Genomic DNA, 24248 nt, shown 5'->3' with positions numbered 1-24248 from the left:
ATGGCCTCCGTACCTCTGCCTCCCTCCGTGCCTCCCACCGCGTCTCCGGCCCCGGTGACCCTCGCCCCCGCACCCGCCCCCGCACCCCTGCTGGCACGCGGCGCACTGCTGTCGCCGTTCAAACGGCCCCACCCCGACGCCGCGTTCCCCCGCACCCGGCTGGTGCTGCCCGGACTGCGGGTGGATCTCGCGCGGTTGGCGGCGTACGAGAAGATCTGCGGCTTCCCGACCGGGGAGGACGCGCTGCCGCTGACCTATCCCCATGTGCTGGGCTTCCCGGCGGCCATGCGGCTGATGAGCGGCCGGGACTTCCCGCTGCCGCTGCCGGGGCTCGTCCACACGTCGGTCGAGATCACCCGGAGCCGGACCGTGCCCGCCACCGGAACGCACGAACTGAGCGTGCACATCGAGGGGTTGGCGCCGCACCGGCGCGGCACGGAGGCCTCTGTGGTCACCGGGATGCGGACGCCCGGCGGTGACCTCGTATGGGAGTCCCGGAGCACGTACCCGGCCCGGCACCGCACCGTCGGGCACACCGCCCCGCCCCGGGAGAGGACGTCGGGGGCCACGCGTCCCCTGCCCGTCGTCGACGCGTGGCTGCTGGCCGGGAACACGGGGCGGCGGTACGGTGCCGCGTCCGGCGACCGCAATCCGATCCACCTGCACCCGCTCACCGCACGGCTCTTCGGTTTTCCGCGCGCCGTCGCGCACGGCATGTGGACCGCGGCCCGGTGTCTCGCCGCGCACGGCGTCCCGGAAGCGGTGACGGTCCGGGCCGACTTCAGAGCGCCGGTCCTGCTGCCGGCCACGGTGACGTACGGGGCGCGGGACGGGCGCTTCGAGCTGCGCGGCCCCGGTGACCGCCTTCACCTCACCGGGGACGTCCGCCCGCGTGACCGACCGCACCGACCCCGAGCCCGGCGTCTTCGGCATCCACATCCGCATCGGCATCGGCATCGGCAGGGACATCGGTGTCCGGGGCCTCGTCCTCGGGCGGTGACCAGGGGCGGCCCGCCATCAGGTCGCCCAGTCCCGCCCAGGCGAAGTTCATCAGGGTGGCCGACGCCTGCCGGGCGGTGATGCCCGGGGCGCTGTTGGCCCAGTCCGCGAGGGCCTCGGCGGCACCGACCAGGGCCTCCGCGAGCCCGGCGACCTCGCCGCCGGGAAGGTGGGGGTCACGGTGCGCCTCGCGGGCGGCGTCGAGGATCAGCCCGGCCACGAACGCCACGATGTCCGCGCGCATCGCGGCGACCTCGGCGGCGAAGACCTCGCCGTGCGTGCGGGCCTGGAGGTGCAGGACGGCCCAGCCGTCCGGGTGCCGCGCGGTGTGGGTGAAGAACGCCGTCAGGCCCGACCAGAGCTGGCGGTCCGCGGGCAGTACGGGCCGGGCACCGGCGCGCACCGCCTCGACGAGGGCCTTCGCCTCGCGGCGGATGCACGCGAGGAAGAGGTCTTCCTTGGAGTTCAGGTACAGGTAGACCAACGGCTTGGAAACGCCCGCCAGTTCGGCGATCTCGTCCATCGACGCGGCCATGTACCCGCGCTGGCCGAACGTCTGCACGGCGGCGTCCAGCATCTGCTGTTCGCGGACCGCACGCGGCATCCGCTTGCTCTTCACGGCACCCATACGGATCAGCCTACGGGGCGGGGGCACCCCGCCCGCCCGCACGGCGAAGCCACCCCGTCCGGGCCGGGCCGGGGGCGGCCCCGGGGCCTGGGACGTGTTCCGAAAGGAGCGTCGTCTGCCCGAAGAACAGGCCCGGCGGCGTCTGGTGCGTGCGATCCCGACAACGCGGCGAGCGTGCGTGCCGGGCGGTGCCGGGCTGACGGGACTTCCGCAACACGCCCTACGAGGCCTGTGCCTGTTCCTGCCCCTGCGTCTGCGTCTGCGGGCCGCGGGCGGCGTCGTCGGCGCCGTCCTCCTGGTTGCGGTTGGCCTCCAGGTTGGCCTTCACCCGGTCGACGCGGCGCACGATGGTCTCGGAGGCCGCATCCCGCTGCTTGCGCAGGACGACGAAGCTGATCGGTGCCGAGAACACCAGGGCGAGCAGGACGATCCACAGCCCGTTGGAGTCGCCCAGGCCGCGCGGGGCGAGACCGGAGGAGACGAGGCCCCAGACGACCAGGAGACAGCCCACGAAGATCCCGAAGCGCATCAACGTGTAGCGGAGCATCTTCTTCCACTCTCCCGGACGAACGGCCAGAACGTATCCCAAGGGGTTCCCAATGGGACACCTTCCAGTGAAGCACGCCCGCACCCGGACGACCGCAGCGGGGTCGCGGGCGGGTGCGTACGGTCAGGTCAGCGGCAGCAGCATGACGACGTCGTCCCGCTCGTCGCCCGGGGCCACCCGGATCGCGCCGGGGACCCGGCCGACCTCCTTGTAGCCGCAGGAGCCGTAGAAGCGCTCCAGGCCGAGACCGCCACGGCAGGTGAGCCGGATCGCCTCGATGCCGGGAAGAGTGCGGGCGGCCCGTTCGGCGGCGGCGAGCAGGGCACGGCCGTACCCCCTGCCGTGGTGGCGGGGGTGGACCATCACCGTGTACAGCCAGATCCAGTGGGTCATCAGGCGGTGGGTGTTGAGGGTGAGGAACGCCGTCGCGTCGACCCTCCCCTCCTCGTCGAACCCCACGAGCAGCCGGGACCGTCGCTCCTCCATCGCCACGAACTGCCGTACCAGCTCCGGGCGGACGTCCTCCCGCATCACCGGCGGCACGAAGCCGACGGCTCCGCCCGCGTTGGTGACGTCCACCCACAACTCCAGGATGCCGTCGCGGAGTCCGGGAGTGACGGGCGGATCCAGCGTGAAGGTCAGCGGCGTGCAGCGGGCGTCGTCCGGCACGGGACGGGGACTCTCCGGCATGGGACGGGGACTCCTCCTCAGACCCGCATCGGCTGCGGGGACTCGCGGCGGGCGGGGTCGGCGGCGTCGTACTCGCGGATGATCTCGTACCGCGTGTTGCGCTCCACCGGGCGGAAACCGGCGTCGCGGATCAGGTCCAGCAGGTCCTCGCGGGTGAGCTTGGCCGGCGTGCCGAAGTCGTCCGCGTCGTGCGTGATCTTGTACTCGACGACCGAGCCGTCCATGTCGTCCGCGCCGTGCTGGAGGGCGAGCTGGGCGGTGTTGACGCCGTGCATCACCCAGAAGACCTTGACGTGCGGGACGTTGTCGAAGAGGAGACGGGAGACGGCGAACGTCTTCAGCGCCTCGGCGCCGGTCGCCATCTGCGTCCGGGCCTGGAGGCGGTTGCGCACCTTCCCGTCCTTCATGTCCACGAAGTCGTGCTGGTAGCGCAGCGGGATGAAGACCTGGAAGCCGCCGGTCTCGTCCTGGAGCTCACGCAGCCGCAGCACGTGGTCGACACGGTGGCGCGGCTCCTCGATGTGGCCGTAGAGCATGGTGCAGGGGGTCTTCAGCCCCTTCTCGTGGGCCAGCCGGTGGATCCGCGACCAGTCCTCCCAGTGGGTGCGGTGGTCGACGATGTGCTGCCGGACCTCCCAGTCGAAGATCTCCGCGCCGCCGCCGGTGAGGGACTCGAGCCCGGCGTCGATCAGCTCGTCGAGGATCTCGGACGCGGACATCCCGGAGATGGTCTCGAAGTGGTGGATCTCGGTGGCGGTGAACGCCTTCAGCGACACCTCCGGCAGCGCGGCCTTCAGCTCGCGCAGGGAGCGCGGGTAGTAGCGCCAGGGCAGGTTGGGGTGGAGCCCGTTGACGATGTGCAGCTCGGTGAGGTTCTCCCCCTCCATCGCCTTCGCGAGCTTCACCGCCTCCTCGATCCGCATCGTGTACGCGTCCTTCTCCCCCGGCTTGCGCTGGAAGGAGCAGTACGCACAGGAGGCGGTGCACACGTTCGTCATGTTGAGGTGGCGGTTGACGTTGAAGTGGACGACGTCGCCGTTCTTCCGCGTCCGCACCTCGTGCGCCAGCCCGCCCAGCCAGGCCAGGTCGTCCGACTCGTACAGCGCGATGCCGTCCTCGCGGGACAGCCGCTCACCGGAGCGGACCTTCTCCTCCAGCTCGCGCTTGAGCCCGACGTCCATGCGGATACCCCTTTTCTGAGAAAGACTCCGTCAACCGTAACGCCCCGGCTACAGGACCTCTTCGGGCAGCTCACCGACGCGGTTCTCCCACTTCGTGGAGAGCACGATGGTGGTACGCGTCCGGGAGACGCCCTTGGTGCCGGACAGCCGGCGGATCATCCGCTCCAGCCCGTCCACGTCGGCCGCCCGCACCTTGAGCATGAAGGAGTCGTCGCCGGCGATGAACCAGCAGTCCTCGATCTCCCGCAGGTCCTTCAGCCGCTGCGCCACGTCCTCGTGGTCGGCGGCGTCGGAGAGCGAGATGCCGATCAGGGCGGTCACCCCGAGGCCGAGCGAGGCGGCGTCCACGGTGGCGCGGTAGCCGGTGATGACACCGGCCGCCTCCAGCCGGTTGATCCGGTCGGTGACGCTGGGTCCCGACAGGCCGACGAGGCGCCCCAGCTCGGCGTAGGAGGCCCGGCCGTTCTCTCTCAGGGCCTGGATGAGCTGTCTGTCCACCGCGTCCATGCGATCGAAGCCTTCCGCTGATGAGGTCTGAACGTGACTGAGAATCGGTGAGTGGTACTGCGGGGCGCACCGCTGCGCCCGGGGAGTGCACCGGGGGTGCGGGTGCCGCTCAGGCGGTACGGGACGGTGATGATCCACCCCCGATTTCGCCCTTCCAGCGGCGGTACAGCCGGTGCTCGACACCCGCCGCGTCGAGCACGCGTCCGGCGACGAAGTCCACCAGGTCCTGGATGTGCGTCGCACCCGCGTAGAACGCCGGTGAGGCGGGCACCACGGTGGCGCCCGCGTCGTCGAGGGAGACCAGGTGCCGCAGGGTCTGGCCGTTCAGCGGGGTCTCGCGTACGGCCACGGCCAGGGTGCGCCCCTCCTTGAGGGTCACGCTCGCCGCCCGTTGCAGCAGGTCCTTGGACAACCCGAGCGCCACCCCGGCCACACAGGCCGTGGAGGCGGGCACGATCAGCATGCCCTTGCTCGGATACGAACCGGAGGAGGGGCCCGCGGCGAGGTCACCGGCGGCCCAGTACCGTACGCCGTCGAGGTCCACGGTGAAGGTGTCCGGCTTGCCGTCCGCTCCACGGGACAGCCATTGCCGCAGGTCGTCCTGCCAGTGGGCGTCCCGGAAGGAGATGCCGGTCTCGTCCAGCAGGGTGAGCCGCGAGGCACGGCTGACGACGAGGTCGACGCTCTCCCCCGCGTGGAGGAGCGCACGGAGGACGGCCGCCGCATATGGCGTGCCGGAAGCGCCGGAGACCCCCAGGATCCAAGGCGTTCGCGTCGTCTCTCCTGGCTTGAGATGGTTCACGACACCGAGCCTATCCGGCATCGTGAAAGGGGAACCCGCCAAGGGGTCCGGTCCGTTTCCCCAGCGGACGGCCGATCCGTCTCCCGGGTGGACGCCGGGCAGGCGATCGGCCCGTTTCCCGGGGGACGGTCAAGGTGAGGGGGTGTGCCGTGTCCGGTATCGATACGCGGTGGTCGGGGCGCGAGCGGGCGAAGACCGCGGCCGTGGTGATGGTGGCCTGGGTGGCGCTGCTGTGGCTGCTGGAAGTGGCCGACACGGCCTCGGGCCACGCACTGGACGACTTCGGCGTCGTGCCGCGCACGACCTCGGAACTGGTCGACGTCGTCCCCTCCGCCTTCGTCCACTTCGGCTTCGCCCATGTCGCGGCGAACAGTGTGCCGCTGCTGGTGCTCGGTTTCCTCGCCGCCCTCGGCGGGCTGCGCCGGTTCGCCGCCGTGTGCGCGCTGGTCATCGTCTGCGACGGCCTGGGGGTGTGGCTCATAGCCCCGGCGCACACCAACACGGCGGGCGCCTCCGGCCTGGTCTTCGGTCTGTTCGGCTTCCTGCTGTGCAGCGGCTTCGTGGAGCGCCGGCCGATGGGCGTCGTGGTCGCCGTGCTGGTCGGCGCGGTCTGGGGCGGCTCGATCCTCGCGGGCATCGCGCCCGGTCAGGCCGGCGTGAGCTGGCAGGGCCACCTCATCGGCCTGCTGGCCGGCGTGGCATCGGCCTTCCTGTTCCGGCGCAGACCCGACCGCCGGGGCGCGCTCACCGCGTGAGGCCGACCCCCAGCGCATGCCCCCGCCCGGCCCGGCAACCCCACAGCAGACCGGCCCCCCGTGCTTCCTGTTCCGGCGCAGACCCGACCGCCGGGGCGCGCTCACCGCGTGAGGCCGACCCCCAGCGCATGCCCCCGCCCGGCCCTGCGGCTCCGGACGGTCGTCCTCGCGTGCGCGGGCGGCAGGCGAGCGGGAACGGGTTCCTGGGCACGGCCCTCGGAGCCTCCCCTGATCAGGGAGGACGAGGGGAACCTGCGGCCCGCCCGCTCTCCCGCAGCCGAACACCGGGCACGACCGCCCGAAAGGGCTACAAGGTGAGCCCACGCACCAGGAGGTCGACCAGTGCGCAGACGAAGAGGCTGATGCCGATGAAGCCGTTCGTCGAGAAGAACGCACGGTTCAGACGGGTCAGGTCGTCGGGGCGGACGATGGTGTGCTCGTAGACGAAGGCCGCCGCGACGATCAGGAGGCCGAGCCAGAAGAACGCGCCGGCGCCGGTGAGGACCGCGTACCAGACGAACAGGGCCGTCGTCACGGCGTGGCAGGCGCGGGCGCCCCAGATGGCGGCCGGGACGCCGAAGCGGGCCGGGACCGACTTCACGCCGACCTCGCGGTCGGTCTCCACGTCCTGGCAGGCGTAGATGAGGTCGAAGCCGCCGATCCAGATGCCGACCGCGAGGCCGAGGACGACCGCGTCCCAGGACCAGGAACCGGTGATGGCCAGCCATCCGCCGACCGGGCCCATGGCCTGGGCGAGTCCGAGGATGGCCTGCGGGAAGTCGGTGAACCGCTTGCCGTACGGATAGACCACCATCGGGATCACCGCGACCGGCGCGAGGGCCAGGCAGAGCGGGTTGAGCAGGGCGGCCGCGCCCAGGAACACCACCAGGGCGATGATCGCGCCGGTCCACGCGTGCCGGACCGACATCGCGCCGGTGACCAGTTCGCGGTGGGCGGTACGCGGGTTACGGGCGTCGATCTCGCGGTCGATGATCCGGTTGGCGGCCATCGCGAAGGTGCGCAGGCCGACCATGGCGATCGTGACCAGGAGCAGCCGGCCCCAGTGGATGTTCCGGTCCCACTCGTACATCGCGGTGAGAGCGGCGATGTAGGCGAAGGGCAGCGCGAACACGGAGTGCTCGATCATCACCAGGCGCAGGAAGGCCTTCACCCTGCCGGCCTGCTGCGGTGCCGCGCCCGGGTTCACGATCCCGTCGGCGGTGGTCATCATGCGAGGCTCCCGAGGAACGCGTCGAGGTCGGCCAGCAGCGCGGCGACGGGCAGCGGGCCCGTCTCCACGGTCAGCGGCGTCGCGGCGGCGTCGCCGGACGGGTCCTCGGGCGGGGTGAGGTGCGCGGTGAAGACGTACGCGTCCGTGCCGGTGCCCCCGCCCGCGCCCGGGACGGCCGGGCGGGCGTCCAGGCGCAGCAGCGAGCCGCCGTCGACCGTGAACGGCCCGCCCGCCGCGGCGGTGAGCCCGGCGCGCAGCCGTTCGGCGAAATCGGCGGGGTCCGCGTCGCGCACCCCGGGCAGCTCGAAGCCTCCGCCCTCGCCGTCGTGCTCGATCAGGACCGCCCAGGTGTCACCGGCGCCCGCGAACTCCTCCGGCGTGACGCCCGCCTGCTCGGCGGCCTGCCGGACCCCGGGGTCGGCCGGGTCCAGCTCGGGGCGTACGAGGGCCACGTAGTCGGTGTCGGTGCCGAGGAAGAGGGCCGGGCCGCCCACGGGGACGGGGCTCACAGTCCGTACTCCTTCCAGCGGCGGTCGACCAGCGCGGCCGTGTCCGGGTCGGACTCGACCATGTCGGGCCAGCCGCCGTCGCGCGTGTACCCCTCCTCGGGCCACTTCCTGGTCGCGTCGATGCCCGCCTTGCCGCCCCAGAACTGCTGGTAGGACGAGTGGTCGAGATGGTCGACCGGGCCTTCGACGACGCTGAGGTCACGGGCGTAGTCGGTGTTGCCGAGGGCCCGCCAGGCGACCTCGTGCAGGTCGTGGACGTCGCAGTCGGAGTCGACGACCACGATCAGCTTGGTCAGCGACATCATGTGGGCGCCCCAGACGGCGTGCATCACCTTCTGCGCGTGCTTGGGGTACTTCTTGTCGATCGAGATGATCGCGCAGTTGTGGAAGCCGCCGGCCTCGGGGAGGTGGTAGTCCACGATGTCCGGGACGATGATCTTGAGGAGAGGGAGGAAGAAACGCTCGGTGGCGCGGCCCAGCGGCCCGTCCTCGGTCGGCGGGCGGCCGACGACGATCGACTGGAGCAGCGGGCGCCTGCGCATCGTGACGCAGTCGATCGTCAGGGCGGGGAACGGTTCCTGCGGGGTGTAGAACCCGGTGTGGTCGCCGAACGGGCCCTCGGGAAGCGTCTCGCCCGGCTCCAGCCAGCCCTCGACGACGACCTCGGCGTGCGCCGGGACCTGGAGCGGGACCGTCTTGCAGTCGACCATCTCGATCCGCTTGCCCTGCAGGAACCCGGCGAAGAGGTACTCGTCGATGTCTCCGGGGAGCGGCGCGGTGGAGGCGTACGTCACGGCGGGCGGGCAGCCGAAGGCAATGGCGACCGGGAGCCGCTCACCGCGGCGGGCGGCCACCTGGTAGTGGTTCCGGCTGTCCTTGTGGATCTGCCAGTGCATGCCGATGGTGCGCTTGTCGTGGCGCTGGAGCCGGTACAGGCCGAGGTTGCGGATGCCCGTTTCGGGGTCCTTGGTGTGGGTGAGGCCCAGGTTGAAGAAGGAGCCGCCGTCCTTGGGCCAGGTGAACAGGGCGGGGAGCAGGTCGAGGTCCACGTCGTCGCCCTGCAGGACGACCTCCTGCACCGGGGCGTCCTTCACCTTCTTCGGCGGTACGTGGGTCATCGCGCCGAGCTTGCCGAACGCCTCGCGCACGCCCACGAAGCCGTTGGGCAGCTCGGGCTTGAGGAGGCCGCCGATCTTCTCGCTGATCTCGGCGTACGACTTCAGGCCGAGCGCCTTCAGCAGGCGGCGGTCGGTGCCGTACACGTTCATCGCGAGGGGCATGCTCGAGCCGCGCACGTTCTCGAAGAGCAGCGCGGGGCCGCCGGCCTTCTGCACCCGGTCGACGATCTCACCGACCTCGAGGTGCGGGTCGACCTCGGCCTTGACACGCTTGAGGTCTCCCTCGCGGTCCAGGGCCCTCAGCAGGGAGCGAAGATCGTCGTAAGCCATGGGGCCAAGTATCCCCGAGCGGCTACCCTTGCCGGGTACCTGGGGGCTGTGGCTGTGCCGACGTCCCCGACGACCCCTTCCCTGGAGAGGCCCATGCTCAGGGTGCTGATGTTCCTCGTCCCCCTCGCCCTGAGCGTCTACGCGTTCATCGACTGCATCAGCACGAAGGACGAGGACATTCGTCACATGCCCAAGCCGCTGTGGGCGATCCTGGTGCTGGTGTTCCCGCTCGTCGGTTCGATCTCGTGGATCATCGCCGGCAAGAAGCGGCAGCCCGCGGGCGGCGGTGCCATCGGTTCCGCGTGGGGCCGGGGCGGCAGCCGGCAGCAGTGGGTGGCGCCGGACGACAACCCCGACTTCCTGAAGTCCCTCGGCGAGGAGCGGGACGGGCCCGGGGAGAAGAACACCGACCCGGGCCCGGACAGGGGCAAGGACAAGGAACGCGACGAGAAGCCCGAGACCGACTGAGGGACCACGCGGGGCGGGTTCCGCCGGTTCGGGGCGTCCTCGTCCGGCCGCGCACACCCGCTGCCCGTCCGGCCCCCTCCGCCGGACGGGCGAGCGCGCGGCGCGGGGGCGGGCCGGCGGGAGTTCGTCGTACGGTGCCCGGAGGTGTGGAACGGGGACATCGGGGCGTGACGAAGGCCGGCTCCCGTGCCCGGCGGACGGGTGACGGAGGCCGGCCTTCGCGGGTGGTGCCCCGGGACGCCGTTCAGAAGCCGATGGCGGTGAGGGCGCCCAGGCCGACGTCGGCGTAGGAGTGCTTGCCGGAGACGAAGATGTTCACGCCGTAGTAGTTGAAGAGCCAGCAGCCGAAGGCGAGCAGGGCCAGGTAGGCGGCCTTGCGGCCCTTCCAGCCGGCGGTGGCGCGGGCGTGCAGGTAGCCGGCGTAGGCGACCCAGGTGATGAAGGACCAGGTCTCCTTGGGGTCCCAGCCCCAGTAGCGGCCCCAGGCGTCGCCGGCCCAGATGGCGCCCGCGATGATCGTGAACGTCCACAGCGGGAAGACGGCTGCGTTGATGCGGTAGGAGAACTTGTCGAGCGAGGCGGAGGCGGGCAGCCGCTCCATGACGGAGGTGGCGAAGCTGCCGGGCCTGCCGCCGCGCGCGAGCTTGTTCTCGTAGGAGTCCTTGAAGAGGTACAGGACCGTGCCGACCGCACCGACGTAGAAGACCGCGCCGCACAGGATCGCGGTGGAGACGTGGATGTAGAGCCAGTACGAGTCGAGCGCGGGGACCAGCTGGTCGCTCGCGGTGTACAGGACGGTGACGGCCAGGCCGAGGTCGAGGAGGACCGTCGTGGTCAGGAACAGGCCGAGCCAGCGCACGTTCTTCTTCAGCGCCAGCAGCAGGACGTACACGCCGACGGCGACCGTGGTGAAGGTGATGTTGAACTCGTACATGTTGCCCCACGGCGCCCGCTGCACGGACAGCGCCCGGGTGAGCACACCGCCGAACTCGACCAGGAAGGCGAGCACGGTGAGGGAGACGGCGATCCGCCCGTAGAGGTCGCCCTGCGCGTCCCCGCCGTGCGCCCCCGGCCCGTCGGGCACGTCCCGCGCGCCGGCCGCGGCCCGCACGACGACCTTGGGGCGCTCCAGTACGGCGGTGCCGCCCTCCTGCTTCACGGTGACGGCGGGGGCGGTCTTCTTCGCCGCCTGTGCGCGGGGGGTGAGCGCGGCGGCGGTGCGGGCGACCTTGCTGCGGCTGCCGAAGATCCATTCGGCGATGTACGCGAAGAAGGCCAGGGTGTAGACCGCCATCGCGGAGTAGATCAGGACGTTGCTGATCTCCGCGAGGCTCTCGTTCTTCGCGGCGGCCAGGCTCGTGGCGGTGACCAGATCGGTTGCGGCGGCGAGACTCACGGCTTCTCAGCCCCTTCGGCAGGTACGGCTTGAGGGTCGGGGGTGTCGGGCGCGTCCGGTGCGTCAGGCGCATCAGGTGATTCGGCGGACGGCTCCGGGCCGGGGGCGCCCGGCGCCTGGTCGTAGAGGATTCCGGCGAGGTCGCCGAGTTCCTCGGGCACGGTGGCGGACTCGCTGCGGCCGAGCCCGGCCATCTCGACGACGGTGACGCCGTCGGGGCCCCCGACCGCTCGCACCCACACCCGGCGCCGCTGGATGAACAGGGAGCCGGCCAGACCGGCGATCGCGACGAGGGCACCGCCGAGGGCCCAGCCGCCGCCCGGCTCCTGGACCATCTGGAAGCCGGCCCATTCCCTGATGTCGTTCTCGAAGGTGACCGTGCCCGCACCGTCCGGGAGGGTCATGGTCTCGCCGGGCGTCAGCATCTTCTTGAACAGTTCGCCGTCGGAGTCCTTGAACTCCTTCATCTTGGTCTTGTCCATCTGGTACACGCTCTGCGGAATGCCGGAATCGGCCTTCAGATCGCCGTGATAGGCGGACAGCGCGAGCACCGGATAGTCGAGGGCCGGGAACTGGGAGAGCATCGTGCCGCTCCGGGAGCCGCCGAAGGTGGGCACGAAGAAGGCGTTGAAACCGAGCTGCTCCTTCTTCCCCTCGGCGTTGCGGTAGCCGTCGAGGACCTTGACCACTCCGGAGGAGGTGACGTTGGAGTCGAGCGGCAGCAGGGGCACCGCGTCCTTGAAGACGACCTTGCCCTCGCCGTCGCGGACGGTGACCACGGGCGCGTAGCCGTGGCTGACGAGGTAGACCTTGGAGTCGCCGATCTGCAGCGGCTCGTTGACCCTGACGGTGGTCGTCCTCTCCTCGCCGTAGGCGCCCTCGCTGTAGACGAGCTCGGTCTCGTAGGTGCGCGGCGTTCCCTTGTTGGGGCCGCTGCGCTCGTAGGTGCCGGTGAAGGACTTCACGTCGAAGCTGAACGGCTCCAGGTCGGCGACGTCGAAGAGGTTGCCGGACCTGAAGTCGTCGTACTGCGAGAGCGTGTTGGCGAAGCCGTTGCCCTCGACGATCAGCTTGTTGCCCTCGGACTTGAACAACTGACCCCAGGCGAAGGCGATCAGCATCACGATCAGGGCGAGGTGGAAGGCGAGGTTGCCGGCCTCCCGCAGATAGCCCTTCTCGGCGGCGACGGCGTCACCGGCGAGGTGGGCGCGGAAGCGGCGCTTGCGCAGCAGGCCGAGCGCGGCCTCGCGGACCTGCCCGGGGTCGGCCTCGGTGCGCCAGGTGGTGTACACGGGCAGCCGGGTCAGACGCTGGGGCGCGCCCGGCGGGCGGCCGCGCAGCTGGCCCACGAACTGCCAGGTGCGGGGCACGATGCAGCCGATGAGGGAGACGAACAGCAGGATGTAGATCGCCGAGAACCACACCGAGCTGTAGACGTTGAACAGGCCGACCTTGTCGTAGACCTGCGCGAGGAACTCGTGCCGCTCACGGAAGTCGGCGACCCGGGTCTCGTCGACACCGGTCTGCGGGACGAGCGAGCCGGGGATCGCGGCGAGCGACAGCAGCAGGAGCAGCAGCAGCGCCACCCGCATGGAGGTGAGCTGCCGCCAGAACCAGCGGGCCCAGCCGATGACGCCCAGCGCGGGCAGGTTCGGCAGGTCCTCCTTGGGCGCGGTGGACAGCTGGGAGCCGGCCTCACCGAGGTCCTGGTCCTGGTCGCGGGCGGCCCGGCCCCGGGCCGCGGCGTCGGCCGCGGCACCCCCGGATTCGCCCGGGGTGTGTTCCCGCCCGGTCTTGGAAGTCGTGCTCATCGCCGTCAGATCCCCACAGTGAAGCCGTTGGACCAGGTCTGCATCTCCACCACGAGGCTGTCCCACACGCCGGTGAGCAGCAGCACTCCGGTCAGGATCATCATCGTGCCGCCGACCCGCATGACCCAGACGTAGTGCCGCTTGACCCACCCGAAGGCACCGAGCGCCCTGCGGAAGGCCACGGCCGCCAGGACGAAGGGCAGACCCAGTCCCAGACAGTACGCGACGGTCAGTACGGCGCCGCGTCCGGCGCTCTCCTGCTGTGCGGAGAGCGTCAGCACGGAGGCGAGGGTGGGGCCGATGCAGGGCGTCCAGCCGATGCCGAACAGGGCGCCGAGGACGGGCGCGCCGGCCAGCCCGGCCGCCGGCCGCCGGTGGAAGCGGAACTCGCGCTGGGTCAGCCAGGGCATCATCCCCATGAAGAAGACGCCCATGAGGATCATGAGGACGCCGAGCACCTTGGTGAGGACGTCCGACTGTTCCTGCAGCGTCTGCCCGAAGAAGCCGAAGAAGGCGCCGCCCGAGACGAACACGACGGTGAAGCCGAGGACGAACAGCGAGGCACCGGCGACCATCCGGCCGCGCCGGGCCTCGGCCAGGTCGGTGCCGGACACGCCGGTGACGTAGGAGAGGTAGCCGGGGACCAGCGGCAGGACGCAGGGCGAGAAGAAGGAGACGAGCCCGCCGAGCAGGGCGATGGGCAGCGCCACCAGCAGGGCGCCGTTGAGCACCGTGCCGTTGTAGCCCGTCCCGGCGGCGAGGGAGCCCGTGTCGGCCGCGAGCGTGGTGAGGACGGTCACGTCACTTCTCCGCGACGACCGGCTCGAGCATCTTCAGCAGCCGTTCCTCGCTGAGCGCGGTGAGCGATCGGGCGGCGACCTTCCCGTCCCGGTCCAGGATCAGGGTGGAGGGGATCGCCTGCGGGTTGAGGGTGCCCTTCTCGAAGCGGAGCATCAGCTTGCCCGTGGGGTCGTACAGGCTCGGGTAGGTGATGCCGAAGTCCTCCTCGAAGGCGCGCGCCGACCCGGTGCTGGTGTCGCGGGTGTTGATGCCGACGAACTGCACGTCCTGGTCGGCGTAGTCCTCGGAGACCTTGGCGAAGTGCTTGGCCTCCGCGCGGCACGGGTTGCACCAGGAGCCCCACACGTTGAGGACGACGACCTTGCCCCGGAAGCCGGCGACGTCGAGGTGCTCTCCCTCGACCGTCTTGCCGGACAGGTCGGGCGCGGCGACGCGCTCACCCCTGGCGACGGTGGAGATGCCGTCGGTGCCGGTGACGAAGTTGGTGTTGCCGCCCCCGCCGGAGGTTCCGCCGGAACCGCACGCGGAGAGCAGCAGGGCCGCCACCGCGGTTCCGGTGGCCAGGGCGGCACGGCGGCGCGCGCGGACGCGCGGGGCGCGCACGTGGGCGGCGTGAACTCGGGCGGCACGGACACCGGTGGCGCGGTCCGAGCGCTGGGGGGCGCGGCTGGCGGCACTCATGTGAAAAGTTTCGCATGCCCGTTCCGGGGCTCTCGGGCACCCCCCTTGCGGGCGGAAATCCGCATATCAGGCGCCGCTCGCGGCGCCCTCCCCCGAGCCCGCCCCGGCCCCCGGCCCGGCGGCGGCCCCGGAGCCGCCCGGCCCGCCCGAGTCGCCCGAACCGCCGGAGCCTCCCGAGCCGCCGGAGCCGCCCAGGAAGCCCTTCCAGCCACCGGCCGGCTTCTGCCCGACCCCCAGCGTGCGCAACCGCTCCAGCACCTCGGGCTTCTGCACGTCCAGCCAGTCGGCGAACTGCCGGAAGGAGACCATGCGGACGTCGCCGCCCTTGCCCTTCTCCCGCGCGATGTGCTCGATGACACCCTCGACGGCGTCCATGTAGATGCCGCCGTTCCACTGCTCGAAGTGGTTGCCCACGAAGAAGGGTGCCTGGTTCGTCTCGTACGCCCGCTTGAATCCCGATATGTACGCCTGGGTCGCCTGTTCCCGCCAGGCGGGGTGGTTGCTCGCGGGCGCGTTGGTGGAGTTGACGGACTGGTTGGCGAGGATGTTGTAGTCCATCGACAGGACCTCGAAGGACCGGCCGGGGAACGGAATCTGCTGCAGGGGCAGGTCCCACATCCCCCGGCGCTTCGACGGCCAGACCTGGAGGCCGCCGGGCGAGGAGGCGTCGTAGCGCCAGCCCAGGTCGCGGGCGGTGGTGAGCAGGTTGTCCCGGCCGAGCAGGCAGGGCGTGCGGCCGCCGACGAGCTCCTTGTCGTAGTCGAACGGCAGGGACGGCAGGTCCGTCCAGCCGGAGTTGGTCCGCCACTCCTTGACGAACGACTTCGCCTGGTCGATCTCACTGCGCCACTGCTGCGGGGTCCAGGTGCCGACGCTGCCGGAGCCGGCACAGAAGTGGCCGTTGAAGTGGGTGCCGATCTCGTGGCCCTCGAGCCAGGCGCGGCGGACGTTCTTCAGCGTGTCCTTGATGTGGTCGTCGGTCAGGTAGCCGATGTCGGAGGCGCCGCGCGGGTTGTTGGGCGGGTCGTACAGCCGCTTCTTCGACTCGGGCAGCAGGTAGATACCGGAGAGGAAGAACGTCATGTGGACCTCGTGCCGCTCGGCGAGGTCCAGGAAGCGCGGGAAGAGCCCGTTGCCGACCTCACCGGCCCCGTCCCAGGAGAAGACGACGAACTGCGGCGGCGCCTGACCCGGCTCCAGCGGCACCGGCCGGGAGGGCTGGTGGGGCTGCTTTCCGGTGAAGGCGGTGGAGCCGTCGCCGATCGGCCGGGCGGTCTTCGTCGGCCTGGGCTTCCCGGGACGGTCGCCGTCCTTCGGTCCGCCCGTACGCCTCGAGCCGCCCGAGCCCGCGCCGCTGCCGCAGCCGGTCAGCGGGACCGCCGCGGCGGCTCCGGCTCCGAGTCCGAGCATCCCCCTGCGGGTGAGCGCGCGCATGACATCCCCGATCGTCGCGTCCTCTGGTGGTCACTCACTCGGAGGACGTGACGGGAACAGAAGTTCCCCGCCTCGTGCGAAGGTTCGGCAACGAACGTCACGAGGGTGCGCCGGGCCACCGGACGCGCCGCACACCCCAGCGGGCCGAGCACCCCGCGTCGCGCGGATCAGGACGGCCCGTACCGCGGACCGGGACAGCCCGCCCAGCAGACCGGAAGGGAGACGACCGGCGGAACGGGACGGAACCGACGGACGGCATCCGGCCGGCCGGGGCGAGCGGGAGCCGGCCCGGCCGGACGCAGGGCGGAGGAGGGCGTCGGCGTGACGAGGCCCCCGTGTGCGGGGTCCCTCTCGCGGAGGGTCTCCCGTACGCGGGGGATCCGCTCGGACGGAGCCGGGAACCGAGGCCGGCCCCGCCGGGGCTCCCTCTGCCCGAAGAGCTCGGGCAGAGGGCGCCGGCCCTTCGGCCCGCCTTGCTCCTTCGGCCTGCTCCGCCGGTCGGGCCTACGCGCCGAAGGCCTTGCCCTGCGGGGTGCCGTCCTTCCCCTTCACCGGTTTGGCGCCGGCAAGGAGATGGGCGGGGACCAGATCGCGGGCCGGCTCGCTGTAGCCGACGGAAACGATCCTGTCCCCCATGTAGGTGAAGGTGGTCAGCGAGGCGAGCGTGCACTGCCGCTTGCGCGGGTCGTGCCACAGCCGCCGCTTCTCGACGTGGGAGCGCACGATCCAGATCGGCAGCTGATGGCTGACCAGCACCGCCTCGTGACCGCGCGCCGCGTCCCTGGCCGCGTCGAGCGCGCCCATCATGCGGACGACCTGCGCGGCGTACGGTTCGCCCCAGGAGGGCTTGAACGGGTTGACGAGGTGCTTCCAGTTCCCGGGCCGGCGCAGGGCGCCGTCGCCGACGCCGAAGGTCTTGCCCTGGAAGACGTTCTCGGCCTCGAGGAGCCGGTCGTCGGTGGCGACGTCCAGGCCGTGCGCCTTGGCGATCGGCTGTGCCGTCTCCTGGGCCCGCTCCAGCGGGGAGGCGCCGACGTGGACGATGTCGCGGGAGGCGAGGTGCTCGCCGACCCGGTCGGCCATGCGCCGGCCCAGCTCGGAGAGCTGGTAGCCGGGGAGCCTGCCGTAGAGGACACCCTCCGGGTTGTGGACCTCGCCGTGCCGCATGAGATGGACGACGGTGACGTCCCCGCTCTTCCCCCCCGCGCCCGTGCCGTCGCTCATGCCGTCGCCTCCGCTGCCGCCCGGGCCGCCGCGGGGAGGGCGTCGGCGATCCGCTGGAGGGCCCGGTCGTCGTGCGCGGTGGACACGAACCAGGACTCGAAGGACGAGGGCGGCAGGTAGACGCCGTTTCCGAGGAGGGAGTGGAAGAAGGCGGTGAAGCGGAACGACTCCTGCGCCTTGGCGTCCTCGTAGTTCTCGACCGGCCGGTCGGTGAAGAAGACGGAGAACATGTTGGAGGCGTTCTGCAGCGTGTGCGCGACGCCCTCCTTGGTCAGCGTCTCGGTGACGAGGGACTGGATCCGCGCGGAGACGGCGTCCACCGTGTCGTACGCGGCGGCGTCGAGCAGCCGCAGCTGGGCGAGCCCGGCGGCGGTGGCGACGGGGTTCCCGGAGAGGGTGCCGGCCTGGTAGACGGGCCCGGCGGGGGCGAGGTGCGCCATGACGTCGGCCCGCCCGCCGAAGGCCGCGGCCGGGAAGCCGCCGCCCATCACCTTGCCGAAGGTCATCAGGTCGGGCCGCACGCCGTCGACGCCGAACCACCCGGCGCGGCTGGTACGGAACCCCGTCATGACCTCGTCGGAGATGTACAGCGCGCCGTTCGCGGCGCAGACGTCCTTGAGCCCCTGGTTGAACCCGGGCAGCGGCGGCACGACACCCATGTTGCCCGGGGACGCCTCGGTGATCACACAGGCGATCTCACCGGGGTGCGCGGCGAAGGCAGCGCGCACGGCCTCGAGGTCGTTGTAGGGCAGGACGATCGTGTCGCCGGCCTGCGCGCCGGTGACACCGGGGGTGTCCGGCAGGGCGAAGGTGGCGACGCCCGACCCGGCGGCGGCGAGCAGCGCGTCGACGTGCCCGTGGTAGCAGCCGGCGAACTTGATCACCTTGGCGCGCCGCGTGAAGCCGCGGGCGAGCCGGATGGCCGACATGGTGGCCTCGGTGCCGCTGGACACGAGCCGGACCTGCTCCAGCGGCTCGATCCGGGCGACCATCTCCTCGGCGAGCGCGACCTCGCCCTCACCGGGTGTCCCGAAGGAGGTGCCGCGCGCCACGGCGTCCTGCACGGCGGCGATCACCTCGGGGTGCGCGTGCCCGTGGATCATCGGCCCCCAGGAGCAGACGAGGTCGACGTACTCCCGCCCGTCGGCGTCGGTCAGGTACGGGCCGGCGCCGGACACCATGAACCGGGGCGTGCCGCCGACGGCACGGAAGGCACGCACCGGCGAATTCACGCCACCGGGTGTGACGGCCGCGGCACGGTCGAACAGCGCCTGCGAGGCTTGGGCTTCGTATGGGTATGGCAGTTCGCTCATGACCTGCGACTTCTCCGACCTCTCCGACATCTCGGACTCGGGCTGCGAGTGACCTGTTCAGGGTAGGCCAGGCGCGGGCGGGGCACCGGGGGCCGGGGCCCACCGGGGTCCGCCGGGGTGCCGGTGAGCAATCCGGCCCCACCTGCCCGTACCACCTGTCCGTACGACCCTTTCGCACGCCTGCTCAGCACGGTCGCCCCGCGCGGCCGTTCACGGGCTCGGACATCCGGCCGCCCACAGCGGCATCCGGTCCCGAATCGCCCGTGATCTGCGAAACTGGCGTCGGAGTGCACACAGCTCACCGGCCGGGGCGGCCGGACGCTGGGAAGGACCCGCGGGCAGATGCGACACCGTACGTTTCGGCGGGCGGCCGTGGGGGAGGTCACTGACACGATGATCGGGTTGCGCGGCGGGGCCACGCGGCCTAGAAAAGCAGTCGGGTGGAGATATGCATCGCGGTGGCGGACTGGGCGAGGGCACTGACGGCCTCGGCCCTCGGCGTTCCCGGCGGGGAAAGCACCGGCGCGAGGCGGAAGAGGTGGACGAGGCCCGTCGGGCACACGGTGCTCCGGGCGAGGCCGAGTCGATCGACCCGTCGAGTGCGGGGAGCAGGAATGGTGGGCGGGTGGGGGTGACCTACAAGTATTTCGGCGCGCCGGACGGCGCCACCGCAGCCCGCGTCCCGATCTCGATGCGCCCCGAGGAACTCGGCGGCGACGAGCTCGGTATGAACGGCATGTTCACCAAGATCAAGCCGGAGACGATGGCCGCCATGGTCCTCACCGGCATCGAAGGTGTCCCCCTGCACAAGGTGCCGCCGCTGGAACTGGTCGTCCTGCACCCCGACTACGCGGTCGTGAAACTCCCGATGACCGTCGTCGACCCCCTCCGCGGCATAGGCGAGGAAGCGGTGGGCGCGGCCGCCTTCATCTGGTCCACGGTCCCGGACCGCGGCGGCCCCCGCGACGCCTTCAACGTCTACCAACTGCTGCACGAGTGGCAGGACTTCAGCCATCGGTTGCATGAGGCGGGGCATCAGCCGTATTGCCTGGTGTGGCCCTGACCTGGGGTTTCACCGGTGGCGGGCGAGGTCTTCGGACCTCGCCTTCTTCATGTGCCCGGAGAGGCCGTCAGGCGGCCAGGGCACATTGAGGGCACATGGGTTTTGGCCGGGGCACTGATGTGCCCTGGGCTGCGGGCGGGTCGCCGTCGTCTACCGCCTCGGCTTCCGTCTCCGTTTCCGTGAAGGCATCGTCGATCGCCTTACGGGTGCGGGTCTCGCTGGACGGCAGCAGGTGCGTGTACGTCCGCAGCGTGAAGCCCGGGTCCGAGTGGCCGAGGTATTCGGAGAACGCCTTGATGCTCTCCCCCGCGTCCAGGAGCACGGAGGCGTACGCGTGCCGGAGAGCATGCATGCCGTCCTCCGGGGCCGCCTGGAGATACCTCGCCCCGCGCTTGCGAGGAGGGATCACTTCGGCGGCGACCAGGGCTCGTTTCCAGGCGCCCATATTGAAGACGCTGCGGTTGTAGGCCCGGCCCTTCTCGTCGACGAAGAGCAGTCGGAAGGTCTTGGGCTCGCCGTCGGGCTTTGCCCAGGGCAGCGTGACCGCCGTGGGCGGAAATCGCCTCATGTGGGCCTTGAGGGCAGTGGAAAGCTGAGCCGACAGCGGCACTGACCGGATCCGGTTGCCCTTGGGTAGAGCGAAAACCGGCTTCGTGCCGACGAGCCGCACCTGACGGTTGACGTGGATCCAGCCGCCCTTGAAGTCGATGTCCTCGACGGCGAAGCCGAAGATCTCTCCCTGCCGCAGGCCGCAGCCGAAGGCGAGCTTGCCGCCGGCCTGGAAGCGTTCGGGCAACCCGGCGATGACGGCACGCACGCGCTCCAGGGACCAGGGGACGATCTTCTTCTTGGTCGCGGTCGGCAGCTTGACCGACTTCGACTTGCACGGGTTCTTCGGCAGCAGTCCGTCCTCCACGGCCATGCCGAGGATGCTGGAGAGGACGTCGAAGATGCCCTCGATCGTCGACACCTCGAAGCCGCCGTCCTGCAGTGTGCGGATCCAGCCCTGAACGACCGAGGGCTTGTTCAAGGACCGCAGCTCGCGCCGGCCGAGGTGGGCCACGATGTGGTTGCGGACGGTGGCCTCGTAGCGGAGGGCCGTGGTCGGGCCGACCGAGTTCGCGTCGAGCCACCTCTGGGCGTAGGCGCCGAGCGTCTGCTTCGTCTCGGCGGGAACAACGTAGCTGCCGCTCCGGATCTCGACGTCGACCTCGGCCGCCCGTTTGTCGGCCTCGGCCCTCGTGTGGAAGTTCTCCTTGCGCTGGTGGCCGTCCAGGTCCCGGTACCGGACCTGCCAGCGCTTCCCGGTCCCGTGGTCAGAGGTCGGAACCATCCGCCGGGTGCGGCTCTTGTGCTCGCTGCACTGGGTCTCGTCCGGCTTGGGATGGGACTTGTGCCAGCGGTCGTACACGTCAGCCAAGGAGGGCCTCCCGGGCTCCGCCGCAGGCGTCTGCGGCGGAGTGACGAGGATGGGCGAGCCGGGCCCCAGTAGGCAGCAGATCCGCCGGCGGGACACCGAGGGCTGCGGCTATCAGGACGAGATCGTCGATGTCGCAGCGCCGATGGGCGCGCTCCGTGCGACTGAGCGCGGTGTTGGTCATCGGGCGGCCCATCGCGGTGCAGCGGGCGGCCAGTTGATGCTGGGTGAGGCCGAGCGCCAGCCGCATGCGCTCGATGGCGCGGGCGGTATGCAGGCCGGCGGGGCCCATTTCAAGAGGTCTAGTTGCCATAACAGGTAGCTGTAACTTGCAGCCGAAGCCTTTGACAAGAGTTGGTTCTTAAACCCTACAGAACTCGCTTCCCACCGGATCCACAATCGCCCCGACTAATGCCTGCCATACGGTACTGGAAAGGCTGCGTCGCCGACTCCGCTCGCCGGAAAGCGAGCGCACTATAGCTGACTTCATCCTTCGCCGATGGGGCACCACCTGCCCGTACGAACCACCCGCCACCCTGGCGCCGACTTTTTGGTCAACCGCCAATTCGCCCTTACGGTATTGCCTCCCGTGCCCACCAACGGGAACTTCTGGAGTCTTCTAGAACCAACTCTGGACTTCTCCGCCCAGGGTGTGGCTGTGTTGTCCACGCAGTTGTCCGAAACCGAAAAGGGAGCCCTATGCCGAGCCTTTCCCCCCGTCCCGCCCGCGCCACCGCCGACGCCTCCCGACGCGGCCCCCTGGCCACCCCGGCGGAAGTCGCCGAGTACCTCGGGGTGCCGGTCAAGACGCTCTACCAGTGGAAGTACCGGGGCATCGGCCCGAACGTGCACAAGGTCGGTCGCCACCTGCGCTACCGCTGGGCCGAGGTGGACGCCTGGCTCAATGCCCAGGCCGCGTACGACCTGGCGGTCTGAGAACCCCTCACGGGAAGCGAAGCGGCTCCCGGCGAGCCACCGCCGGGAGCCGCGCGGCCCCTTCCCCCATCGCCCCTTGCTCGAAAACGATCTGTCTCGGTGAGTCCGGACCTTGCCCGTCCGAACTCACCAGGGAGGAACGCCTGTGGACGAATCTACGATCTCTCCAGCCCCCACCGCACCCGCCGTCACCCCGTCTTGGCCACCCGTGGCCATCCCCGGCCAGGGCCCGGCGTCCGATCCCTCATCCAGCGAGCGTGATCGGACGGATAGCTCCAGCGAAGGCGCCGGCCTGCTGGACGAGCTGCGCGCAGCGATCGCCCGGTACGTGATCCTGCCAAGTGGCGAGGCGCTGACCGCCGTCACGTTGTGGGTGGCGGCCACGCACATCCAGCCGGCACTGCAGCACGCTCCGCGCCTGGCGGTGGTCGGGCCGGCGAAGCGGTGTGGCAAGTCCCGCCTGCTGGATGTGATCACGGAGACGGCGCACGACCCGCTGATCACCGTGAACACCAGCCCGGCTGTCGTCTTCCGTGCCATCGGTGACGACCCGCCCACTCTGCTGGTGGACGAGGCCGACACCATCTTTGGCAGCATCAAGGCCGCCGAGAAGAACGAGGAACTGCGCGGCCTGCTCAACGCCGGCCACCAGCGCAACCGGCCCGCCCTGCGGATCTCCGGCCCCGAGCACAAGACGCGGAAGTTCCCCACCTTCGCCATGGCCGCGCTTGCCGGCATCGGCGCCCTGCCGGACACGGTCATGGACCGGGCGGTGGTGATCCGCATGCAACGCCGCAAGGACGGCGAGCGGGTCGAACAGTTCCGCTCCCGCCGCGACATCCCCGCCCTGCACACCCTGCGGGACCGCCTAGCGGCCTGGATCCGTCCGCTCATGGACACCGCCGAGGACCTGGTACCGCGGATGCCGGTGCAGGACCGCGCGGCGGACACCTGGGAACCGCTCGTGATCGTCGCGGAGCTGGCCGGCGGCACCTGGCCCGAGGACGCGCGCGCTTCATGCGCGGCCATGTGCGCCGCCGAGGCGGACAAGGACGACGAGTCCAACCTCAAGACCCGCCTGCTGCAGGACATCCGGCGCGCCTTCGCCCGCTGCGGCGACCCGGACATCATGCGCACCCGGGACCTGCTGGAGGAACTTCTCAAGGACCAGGAGGCTCCGTGGGCCGAGTACGGCACCACCGGCCTCAGCCCACGCCACCTTGGGCTCCTCCTGAAGGACTTCGACATCAAGGCCGCCACCCTCCGCTTCGAGGGCGGCAGGCAGGCCAAGGGCTTCGCGCGCCTCCGCTTCACCGACGCCTGGGCGCGGTACTGCCCGGAGGAGTCCACTTCCGAGAACGGTGACGAGAGCGCCCCGATAGGCCCGGACCCGCACCCGTAAAGACTCGTTGCACCCGTCGCATCGCAGGTCAACCCCGTGACGGGTGTCGTCGCTGCGACGAGTCGTCTCGTACCACGACGATCACCCGTACCTGCTCTGACCAGCCGTGCGACGGGTGCGACGGGTCCGCCACCTCTTTGCCCACCATCCCTCCCCGCTTGGAGCACCCGCTTGCCCGTACGCACCACCGCGACCCCAATACCGATGATGACCGCCGCGATCCGCCTGGGAGTCGCTCTGGTCGGCACGATCGGCTTCGCCCTCTCGTACGACGCCCTGCGGCAGATGGCAGTGGCCATCCACATCCGCGGAGTGCTGACGTACGCCTTCCCGCTCGTGATCGACGGGTTCATCGCCATCGGCGTCGCGGCCCTGCTCATCCTGCGAGCCGCCCCGGAAGATTTCAAGTCCAGTGAGACGGTCGTGACGTTATGAGGTTTGTGGTGCGGGTTCCCTGCGCTTGGCCGGGTCGTTGATCCACGCCTGCTGGGGTATCCGGGGTGGTCGGGGGCGGCGGCCGAAGCGTTCGGGGTGGCGGGCGTATGCCTCGGCGAGGGTGACGGCCCGCTGGTCGCGGACCTCCTCGGCGGTGCCGAAGTGCACGCTGGCGGGCGTGTGCCAGGCGATACCCGAATGCCGGTGTTCGTGGTTGTAGTACGCGATGAACGCCTCGAACCACTCGCGGGCATGGGCCAGCGAATCGAACCGCTCGGGGTAGTCGGACATGTACTTCGTGGTCTTGAAGTGGGCCTCGCTGTAGGGGTTGTCGTTGGAGGTCTTCGGCCGCGAGTGCGACCGGGTGACGCCGAGGTCGATCAGCAGCTGGGAGACTCTCTTGGAGGTCATCGACGTGCCGCGGTCGGCGTGCACGGTCTCGGGAACGATGCCGTTGCGGCGGATGGTCTCCCGGATCAACTCCTCGGCGCGTGCGGCCGATTCGGCGGCCTCGACGGTGTGGCCGACGATGTAGCGGCTGAAGATGTCGATGATGACGTAGGCGTGGTA

Annotated in this window: 24 protein-coding genes and 2 pseudogenes; 7 read left to right on the top strand and 19 right to left on the bottom strand. The window is 70.7% G+C overall.

Annotation, left to right across the window (positions count from 1 at the left end; translation table 11 throughout):
- Positions 1-891: pseudogene (locus TU30_RS34970) on the top strand (MaoC family dehydratase); the annotation flags it as partial.
- Here the strand turns inward: TU30_RS34970 and TU30_RS31040 are convergent.
- The 6 genes from TU30_RS31040 to TU30_RS31015 all read right to left on the bottom strand — a co-directional run bounded on the left by TU30_RS31040 (position 872) and on the right by TU30_RS31015 (position 5354).
- A complete protein-coding gene (locus tag TU30_RS31040) occupies positions 872-1627 on the bottom strand; it encodes a TetR/AcrR family transcriptional regulator (RefSeq protein ID WP_234308040.1) in 756 nt (251 codons plus the stop codon). The pseudogene TU30_RS34970 and the gene TU30_RS31040 overlap by 20 nt on opposite strands.
- Positions 1628-1847: 220 nt before the next feature.
- Positions 1848-2174: a DUF4229 domain-containing protein gene (locus TU30_RS31035; RefSeq protein WP_042176537.1), complete on the bottom strand. Its 327-nt coding sequence runs from the start codon at positions 2172-2174 to the stop codon at positions 1848-1850.
- Between the two features lie 123 nt (positions 2175-2297).
- Positions 2298-2864 (bottom strand): GNAT family N-acetyltransferase, encoded by a 567-nt coding sequence (locus TU30_RS31030; protein ID WP_042176534.1) that lies wholly within the window; start codon positions 2862-2864, stop codon positions 2298-2300.
- Positions 2865-2881: 17 nt separating this feature from the next.
- Complete coding sequence (gene mqnE, locus TU30_RS31025) at positions 2882-4045, bottom strand: aminofutalosine synthase MqnE (RefSeq protein WP_042176532.1); 1164 nt, start codon at positions 4043-4045, stop codon at positions 2882-2884.
- 48 nt (positions 4046-4093) lie between these two features.
- The gene (locus TU30_RS31020; RefSeq protein WP_042176530.1) at positions 4094-4552 is read right to left on the bottom strand and encodes an Lrp/AsnC family transcriptional regulator; all 459 of its coding nucleotides are present in this window, start codon (positions 4550-4552) and stop codon (positions 4094-4096) included.
- 109 nt (positions 4553-4661) lie between these two features.
- The gene (locus tag TU30_RS31015) at positions 4662-5354 is read right to left on the bottom strand and encodes a UbiX family flavin prenyltransferase (RefSeq protein ID WP_176726273.1); all 693 of its coding nucleotides are present in this window, start codon (positions 5352-5354) and stop codon (positions 4662-4664) included.
- A gap of 209 nt (positions 5355-5563) precedes the next feature.
- On the opposite strand from TU30_RS31015, the gene TU30_RS31010 reads away from it, so the two are divergent.
- Positions 5564-6109, top strand: coding sequence for a rhomboid family intramembrane serine protease (locus TU30_RS31010; RefSeq protein WP_078878695.1), 546 nt, complete (start codon positions 5564-5566; stop codon positions 6107-6109).
- 307 nt (positions 6110-6416) lie between these two features.
- Here TU30_RS31010 and mqnP read toward each other — a convergent pair whose 3' ends face one another.
- From mqnP to TU30_RS30995, 3 genes are read right to left on the bottom strand one after another with little or no spacing between them, the layout of a single operon-like run.
- Positions 6417-7340 carry a menaquinone biosynthesis prenyltransferase MqnP gene (gene mqnP, locus TU30_RS31005; protein WP_199816925.1) on the bottom strand — a complete coding sequence of 308 codons (924 nt, stop codon included), beginning with the start codon at positions 7338-7340 and terminating at the stop codon, positions 6417-6419.
- Positions 7337-7849, bottom strand: a complete 513-nt coding sequence (locus TU30_RS31000) for a hypothetical protein (protein WP_042176521.1) — start codon at positions 7847-7849, stop codon at positions 7337-7339. Before TU30_RS31000 ends, mqnP begins: the two co-directional genes overlap by 4 nt.
- The gene (locus TU30_RS30995) at positions 7846-9297 is read right to left on the bottom strand and encodes a menaquinone biosynthesis decarboxylase (RefSeq protein WP_042176519.1); all 1452 of its coding nucleotides are present in this window, start codon (positions 9295-9297) and stop codon (positions 7846-7848) included. Before TU30_RS30995 ends, TU30_RS31000 begins: the two co-directional genes overlap by 4 nt.
- Before the next feature lie 93 nt (positions 9298-9390).
- Between TU30_RS30995 and TU30_RS30990 the strand changes: the two genes are divergently transcribed.
- Entirely contained in the window at positions 9391-9765 is a 375-nt protein-coding gene (locus tag TU30_RS30990; RefSeq protein WP_042176517.1) for a PLD nuclease N-terminal domain-containing protein, read from the top strand.
- 244 nt (positions 9766-10009) lie between these two features.
- On the opposite strand, the gene ccsB is transcribed toward TU30_RS30990, so the two are convergent.
- The 7 genes from ccsB to hemL form a co-directional block, all read right to left on the bottom strand.
- Positions 10010-11161: a c-type cytochrome biogenesis protein CcsB gene (gene ccsB, locus TU30_RS30985; RefSeq protein WP_042176515.1), complete on the bottom strand. Its 1152-nt coding sequence runs from the start codon at positions 11159-11161 to the stop codon at positions 10010-10012.
- Positions 11158-12972, bottom strand: coding sequence for a cytochrome c biogenesis protein ResB (locus tag TU30_RS30980; protein ID WP_042176513.1), 1815 nt, complete (start codon positions 12970-12972; stop codon positions 11158-11160). The genes ccsB and TU30_RS30980 overlap by 4 nt, the downstream gene beginning before the upstream one ends.
- Before the next feature lie 5 nt (positions 12973-12977).
- A complete protein-coding gene (locus tag TU30_RS30975) occupies positions 12978-13772 on the bottom strand; it encodes a cytochrome c biogenesis CcdA family protein (protein WP_042176511.1) in 795 nt (264 codons plus the stop codon).
- Between the two features lies 1 nt (position 13773).
- Complete coding sequence (locus TU30_RS30970) at positions 13774-14454, bottom strand: TlpA disulfide reductase family protein (protein ID WP_042176509.1); 681 nt, start codon at positions 14452-14454, stop codon at positions 13774-13776.
- A gap of 66 nt (positions 14455-14520) precedes the next feature.
- Positions 14521-15888, bottom strand: coding sequence for a hypothetical protein (locus TU30_RS30965; protein ID WP_078878688.1), 1368 nt, complete (start codon positions 15886-15888; stop codon positions 14521-14523).
- 504 nt (positions 15889-16392) lie between these two features.
- Complete coding sequence (locus TU30_RS30960) at positions 16393-17112, bottom strand: histidine phosphatase family protein (protein ID WP_042176508.1); 720 nt, start codon at positions 17110-17112, stop codon at positions 16393-16395.
- Positions 17109-18425, bottom strand: a complete 1317-nt coding sequence (gene hemL / locus TU30_RS30955; protein WP_042176561.1) for a glutamate-1-semialdehyde 2,1-aminomutase — start codon at positions 18423-18425, stop codon at positions 17109-17111. Before hemL ends, TU30_RS30960 begins: the two co-directional genes overlap by 4 nt.
- A gap of 625 nt (positions 18426-19050) precedes the next feature.
- Between hemL and TU30_RS30950 the strand changes: the two genes are divergently transcribed.
- Positions 19051-19488 (top strand): hypothetical protein, encoded by a 438-nt coding sequence (locus TU30_RS30950; protein WP_003974483.1) that lies wholly within the window; start codon positions 19051-19053, stop codon positions 19486-19488.
- A gap of 67 nt (positions 19489-19555) precedes the next feature.
- Here the strand turns inward: TU30_RS30950 and TU30_RS30945 are convergent, their stop codons facing one another.
- Both TU30_RS30945 and TU30_RS30940 read right to left on the bottom strand, forming a co-directional pair.
- The gene (locus tag TU30_RS30945; protein ID WP_042176505.1) at positions 19556-20899 is read right to left on the bottom strand and encodes a site-specific integrase; all 1344 of its coding nucleotides are present in this window, start codon (positions 20897-20899) and stop codon (positions 19556-19558) included.
- Between the two features lies 1 nt (position 20900).
- On the bottom strand, positions 20901-21218 hold the full coding sequence (locus TU30_RS30940) for a helix-turn-helix domain-containing protein (RefSeq protein ID WP_042176503.1): 318 nt from the start codon (positions 21216-21218) through the stop codon (positions 20901-20903).
- Between the two features lie 386 nt (positions 21219-21604).
- Between TU30_RS30940 and TU30_RS34960 the strand changes: the two genes are divergently transcribed.
- The 3 genes and pseudogenes from TU30_RS34960 to TU30_RS37830 all read left to right on the top strand — a co-directional run.
- Positions 21605-21841 carry an AlpA family transcriptional regulator gene (locus tag TU30_RS34960; RefSeq protein ID WP_078878684.1) on the top strand — a complete coding sequence of 79 codons (237 nt, stop codon included), beginning with the start codon at positions 21605-21607 and terminating at the stop codon, positions 21839-21841.
- 145 nt (positions 21842-21986) lie between these two features.
- Positions 21987-23243: a DUF3631 domain-containing protein gene (locus TU30_RS30930; protein ID WP_042176501.1), complete on the top strand. Its 1257-nt coding sequence runs from the start codon at positions 21987-21989 to the stop codon at positions 23241-23243.
- Positions 23244-23279: 36 nt separating this feature from the next.
- A pseudogene (locus TU30_RS37830) lies at positions 23280-23639 on the top strand (DUF2637 domain-containing protein); the annotation flags it as partial.
- Positions 23640-23672: 33 nt separating this feature from the next.
- On the opposite strand, the gene TU30_RS30920 reads toward TU30_RS37830, so the two are convergent.
- The coding region (locus TU30_RS30920; RefSeq protein ID WP_042176498.1) for a DDE-type integrase/transposase/recombinase at positions 23673-24248 on the bottom strand (576 nt) is incomplete at its 5' end.

This window comes from Streptomyces sp. NBRC 110035, assembly GCF_000829695.1.
Classification (GTDB): Bacteria; Actinomycetota; Actinomycetes; order Streptomycetales; family Streptomycetaceae; genus Streptomyces.
The sequence above is the reverse complement of the archived record's forward strand: the minus strand, read 5'-3'. Positions and strand labels throughout refer to the sequence as shown.

Excerpts from the sequence above, each read along its gene's own strand:
- TU30_RS30970 (WP_042176509.1), bottom strand. The coding sequence starts at position 14,454 with ATGAGTGCCGCCAGCCGCGCCCCCCAGCGCTCGGACCGCGCCACCGGT.
- TU30_RS31010 (WP_078878695.1), top strand. The coding sequence starts at position 5,564 with ATGGTGGCCTGGGTGGCGCTGCTGTGGCTGCTGGAAGTGGCCGACACG.
- TU30_RS31035 (WP_042176537.1), bottom strand. The coding sequence starts at position 2,174 with ATGCTCCGCTACACGTTGATGCGCTTCGGGATCTTCGTGGGCTGTCTC.
- TU30_RS30965 (WP_078878688.1), bottom strand. The coding sequence starts at position 15,888 with ATGCGCGCGCTCACCCGCAGGGGGATGCTCGGACTCGGAGCCGGAGCC.
- TU30_RS30995 (WP_042176519.1), bottom strand. The coding sequence starts at position 9,297 with ATGGCTTACGACGATCTTCGCTCCCTGCTGAGGGCCCTGGACCGCGAG.
- TU30_RS31020 (WP_042176530.1), bottom strand. The coding sequence starts at position 4,552 with ATGGACGCGGTGGACAGACAGCTCATCCAGGCCCTGAGAGAGAACGGC.
- TU30_RS30940 (WP_042176503.1), bottom strand. The coding sequence starts at position 21,218 with ATGGCAACTAGACCTCTTGAAATGGGCCCCGCCGGCCTGCATACCGCC.
- TU30_RS31030 (WP_042176534.1), bottom strand. The coding sequence starts at position 2,864 with ATGCCGGAGAGTCCCCGTCCCGTGCCGGACGACGCCCGCTGCACGCCG.
- TU30_RS31040 (WP_234308040.1), bottom strand. The coding sequence starts at position 1,627 with ATGGGTGCCGTGAAGAGCAAGCGGATGCCGCGTGCGGTCCGCGAACAG.
- TU30_RS30990 (WP_042176517.1), top strand. The coding sequence starts at position 9,391 with ATGCTCAGGGTGCTGATGTTCCTCGTCCCCCTCGCCCTGAGCGTCTAC.
- TU30_RS30960 (WP_042176508.1), bottom strand. The coding sequence starts at position 17,112 with ATGAGCGACGGCACGGGCGCGGGGGGGAAGAGCGGGGACGTCACCGTC.
- TU30_RS30980 (WP_042176513.1), bottom strand. The coding sequence starts at position 12,972 with ATGAGCACGACTTCCAAGACCGGGCGGGAACACACCCCGGGCGAATCC.
- hemL (WP_042176561.1), bottom strand. The coding sequence starts at position 18,425 with ATGAGCGAACTGCCATACCCATACGAAGCCCAAGCCTCGCAGGCGCTG.
- TU30_RS34960 (WP_078878684.1), top strand. The coding sequence starts at position 21,605 with ATGCCGAGCCTTTCCCCCCGTCCCGCCCGCGCCACCGCCGACGCCTCC.
- mqnP (WP_199816925.1), bottom strand. The coding sequence starts at position 7,340 with ATGATGACCACCGCCGACGGGATCGTGAACCCGGGCGCGGCACCGCAG.
- mqnE (WP_042176532.1), bottom strand. The coding sequence starts at position 4,045 with ATGGACGTCGGGCTCAAGCGCGAGCTGGAGGAGAAGGTCCGCTCCGGT.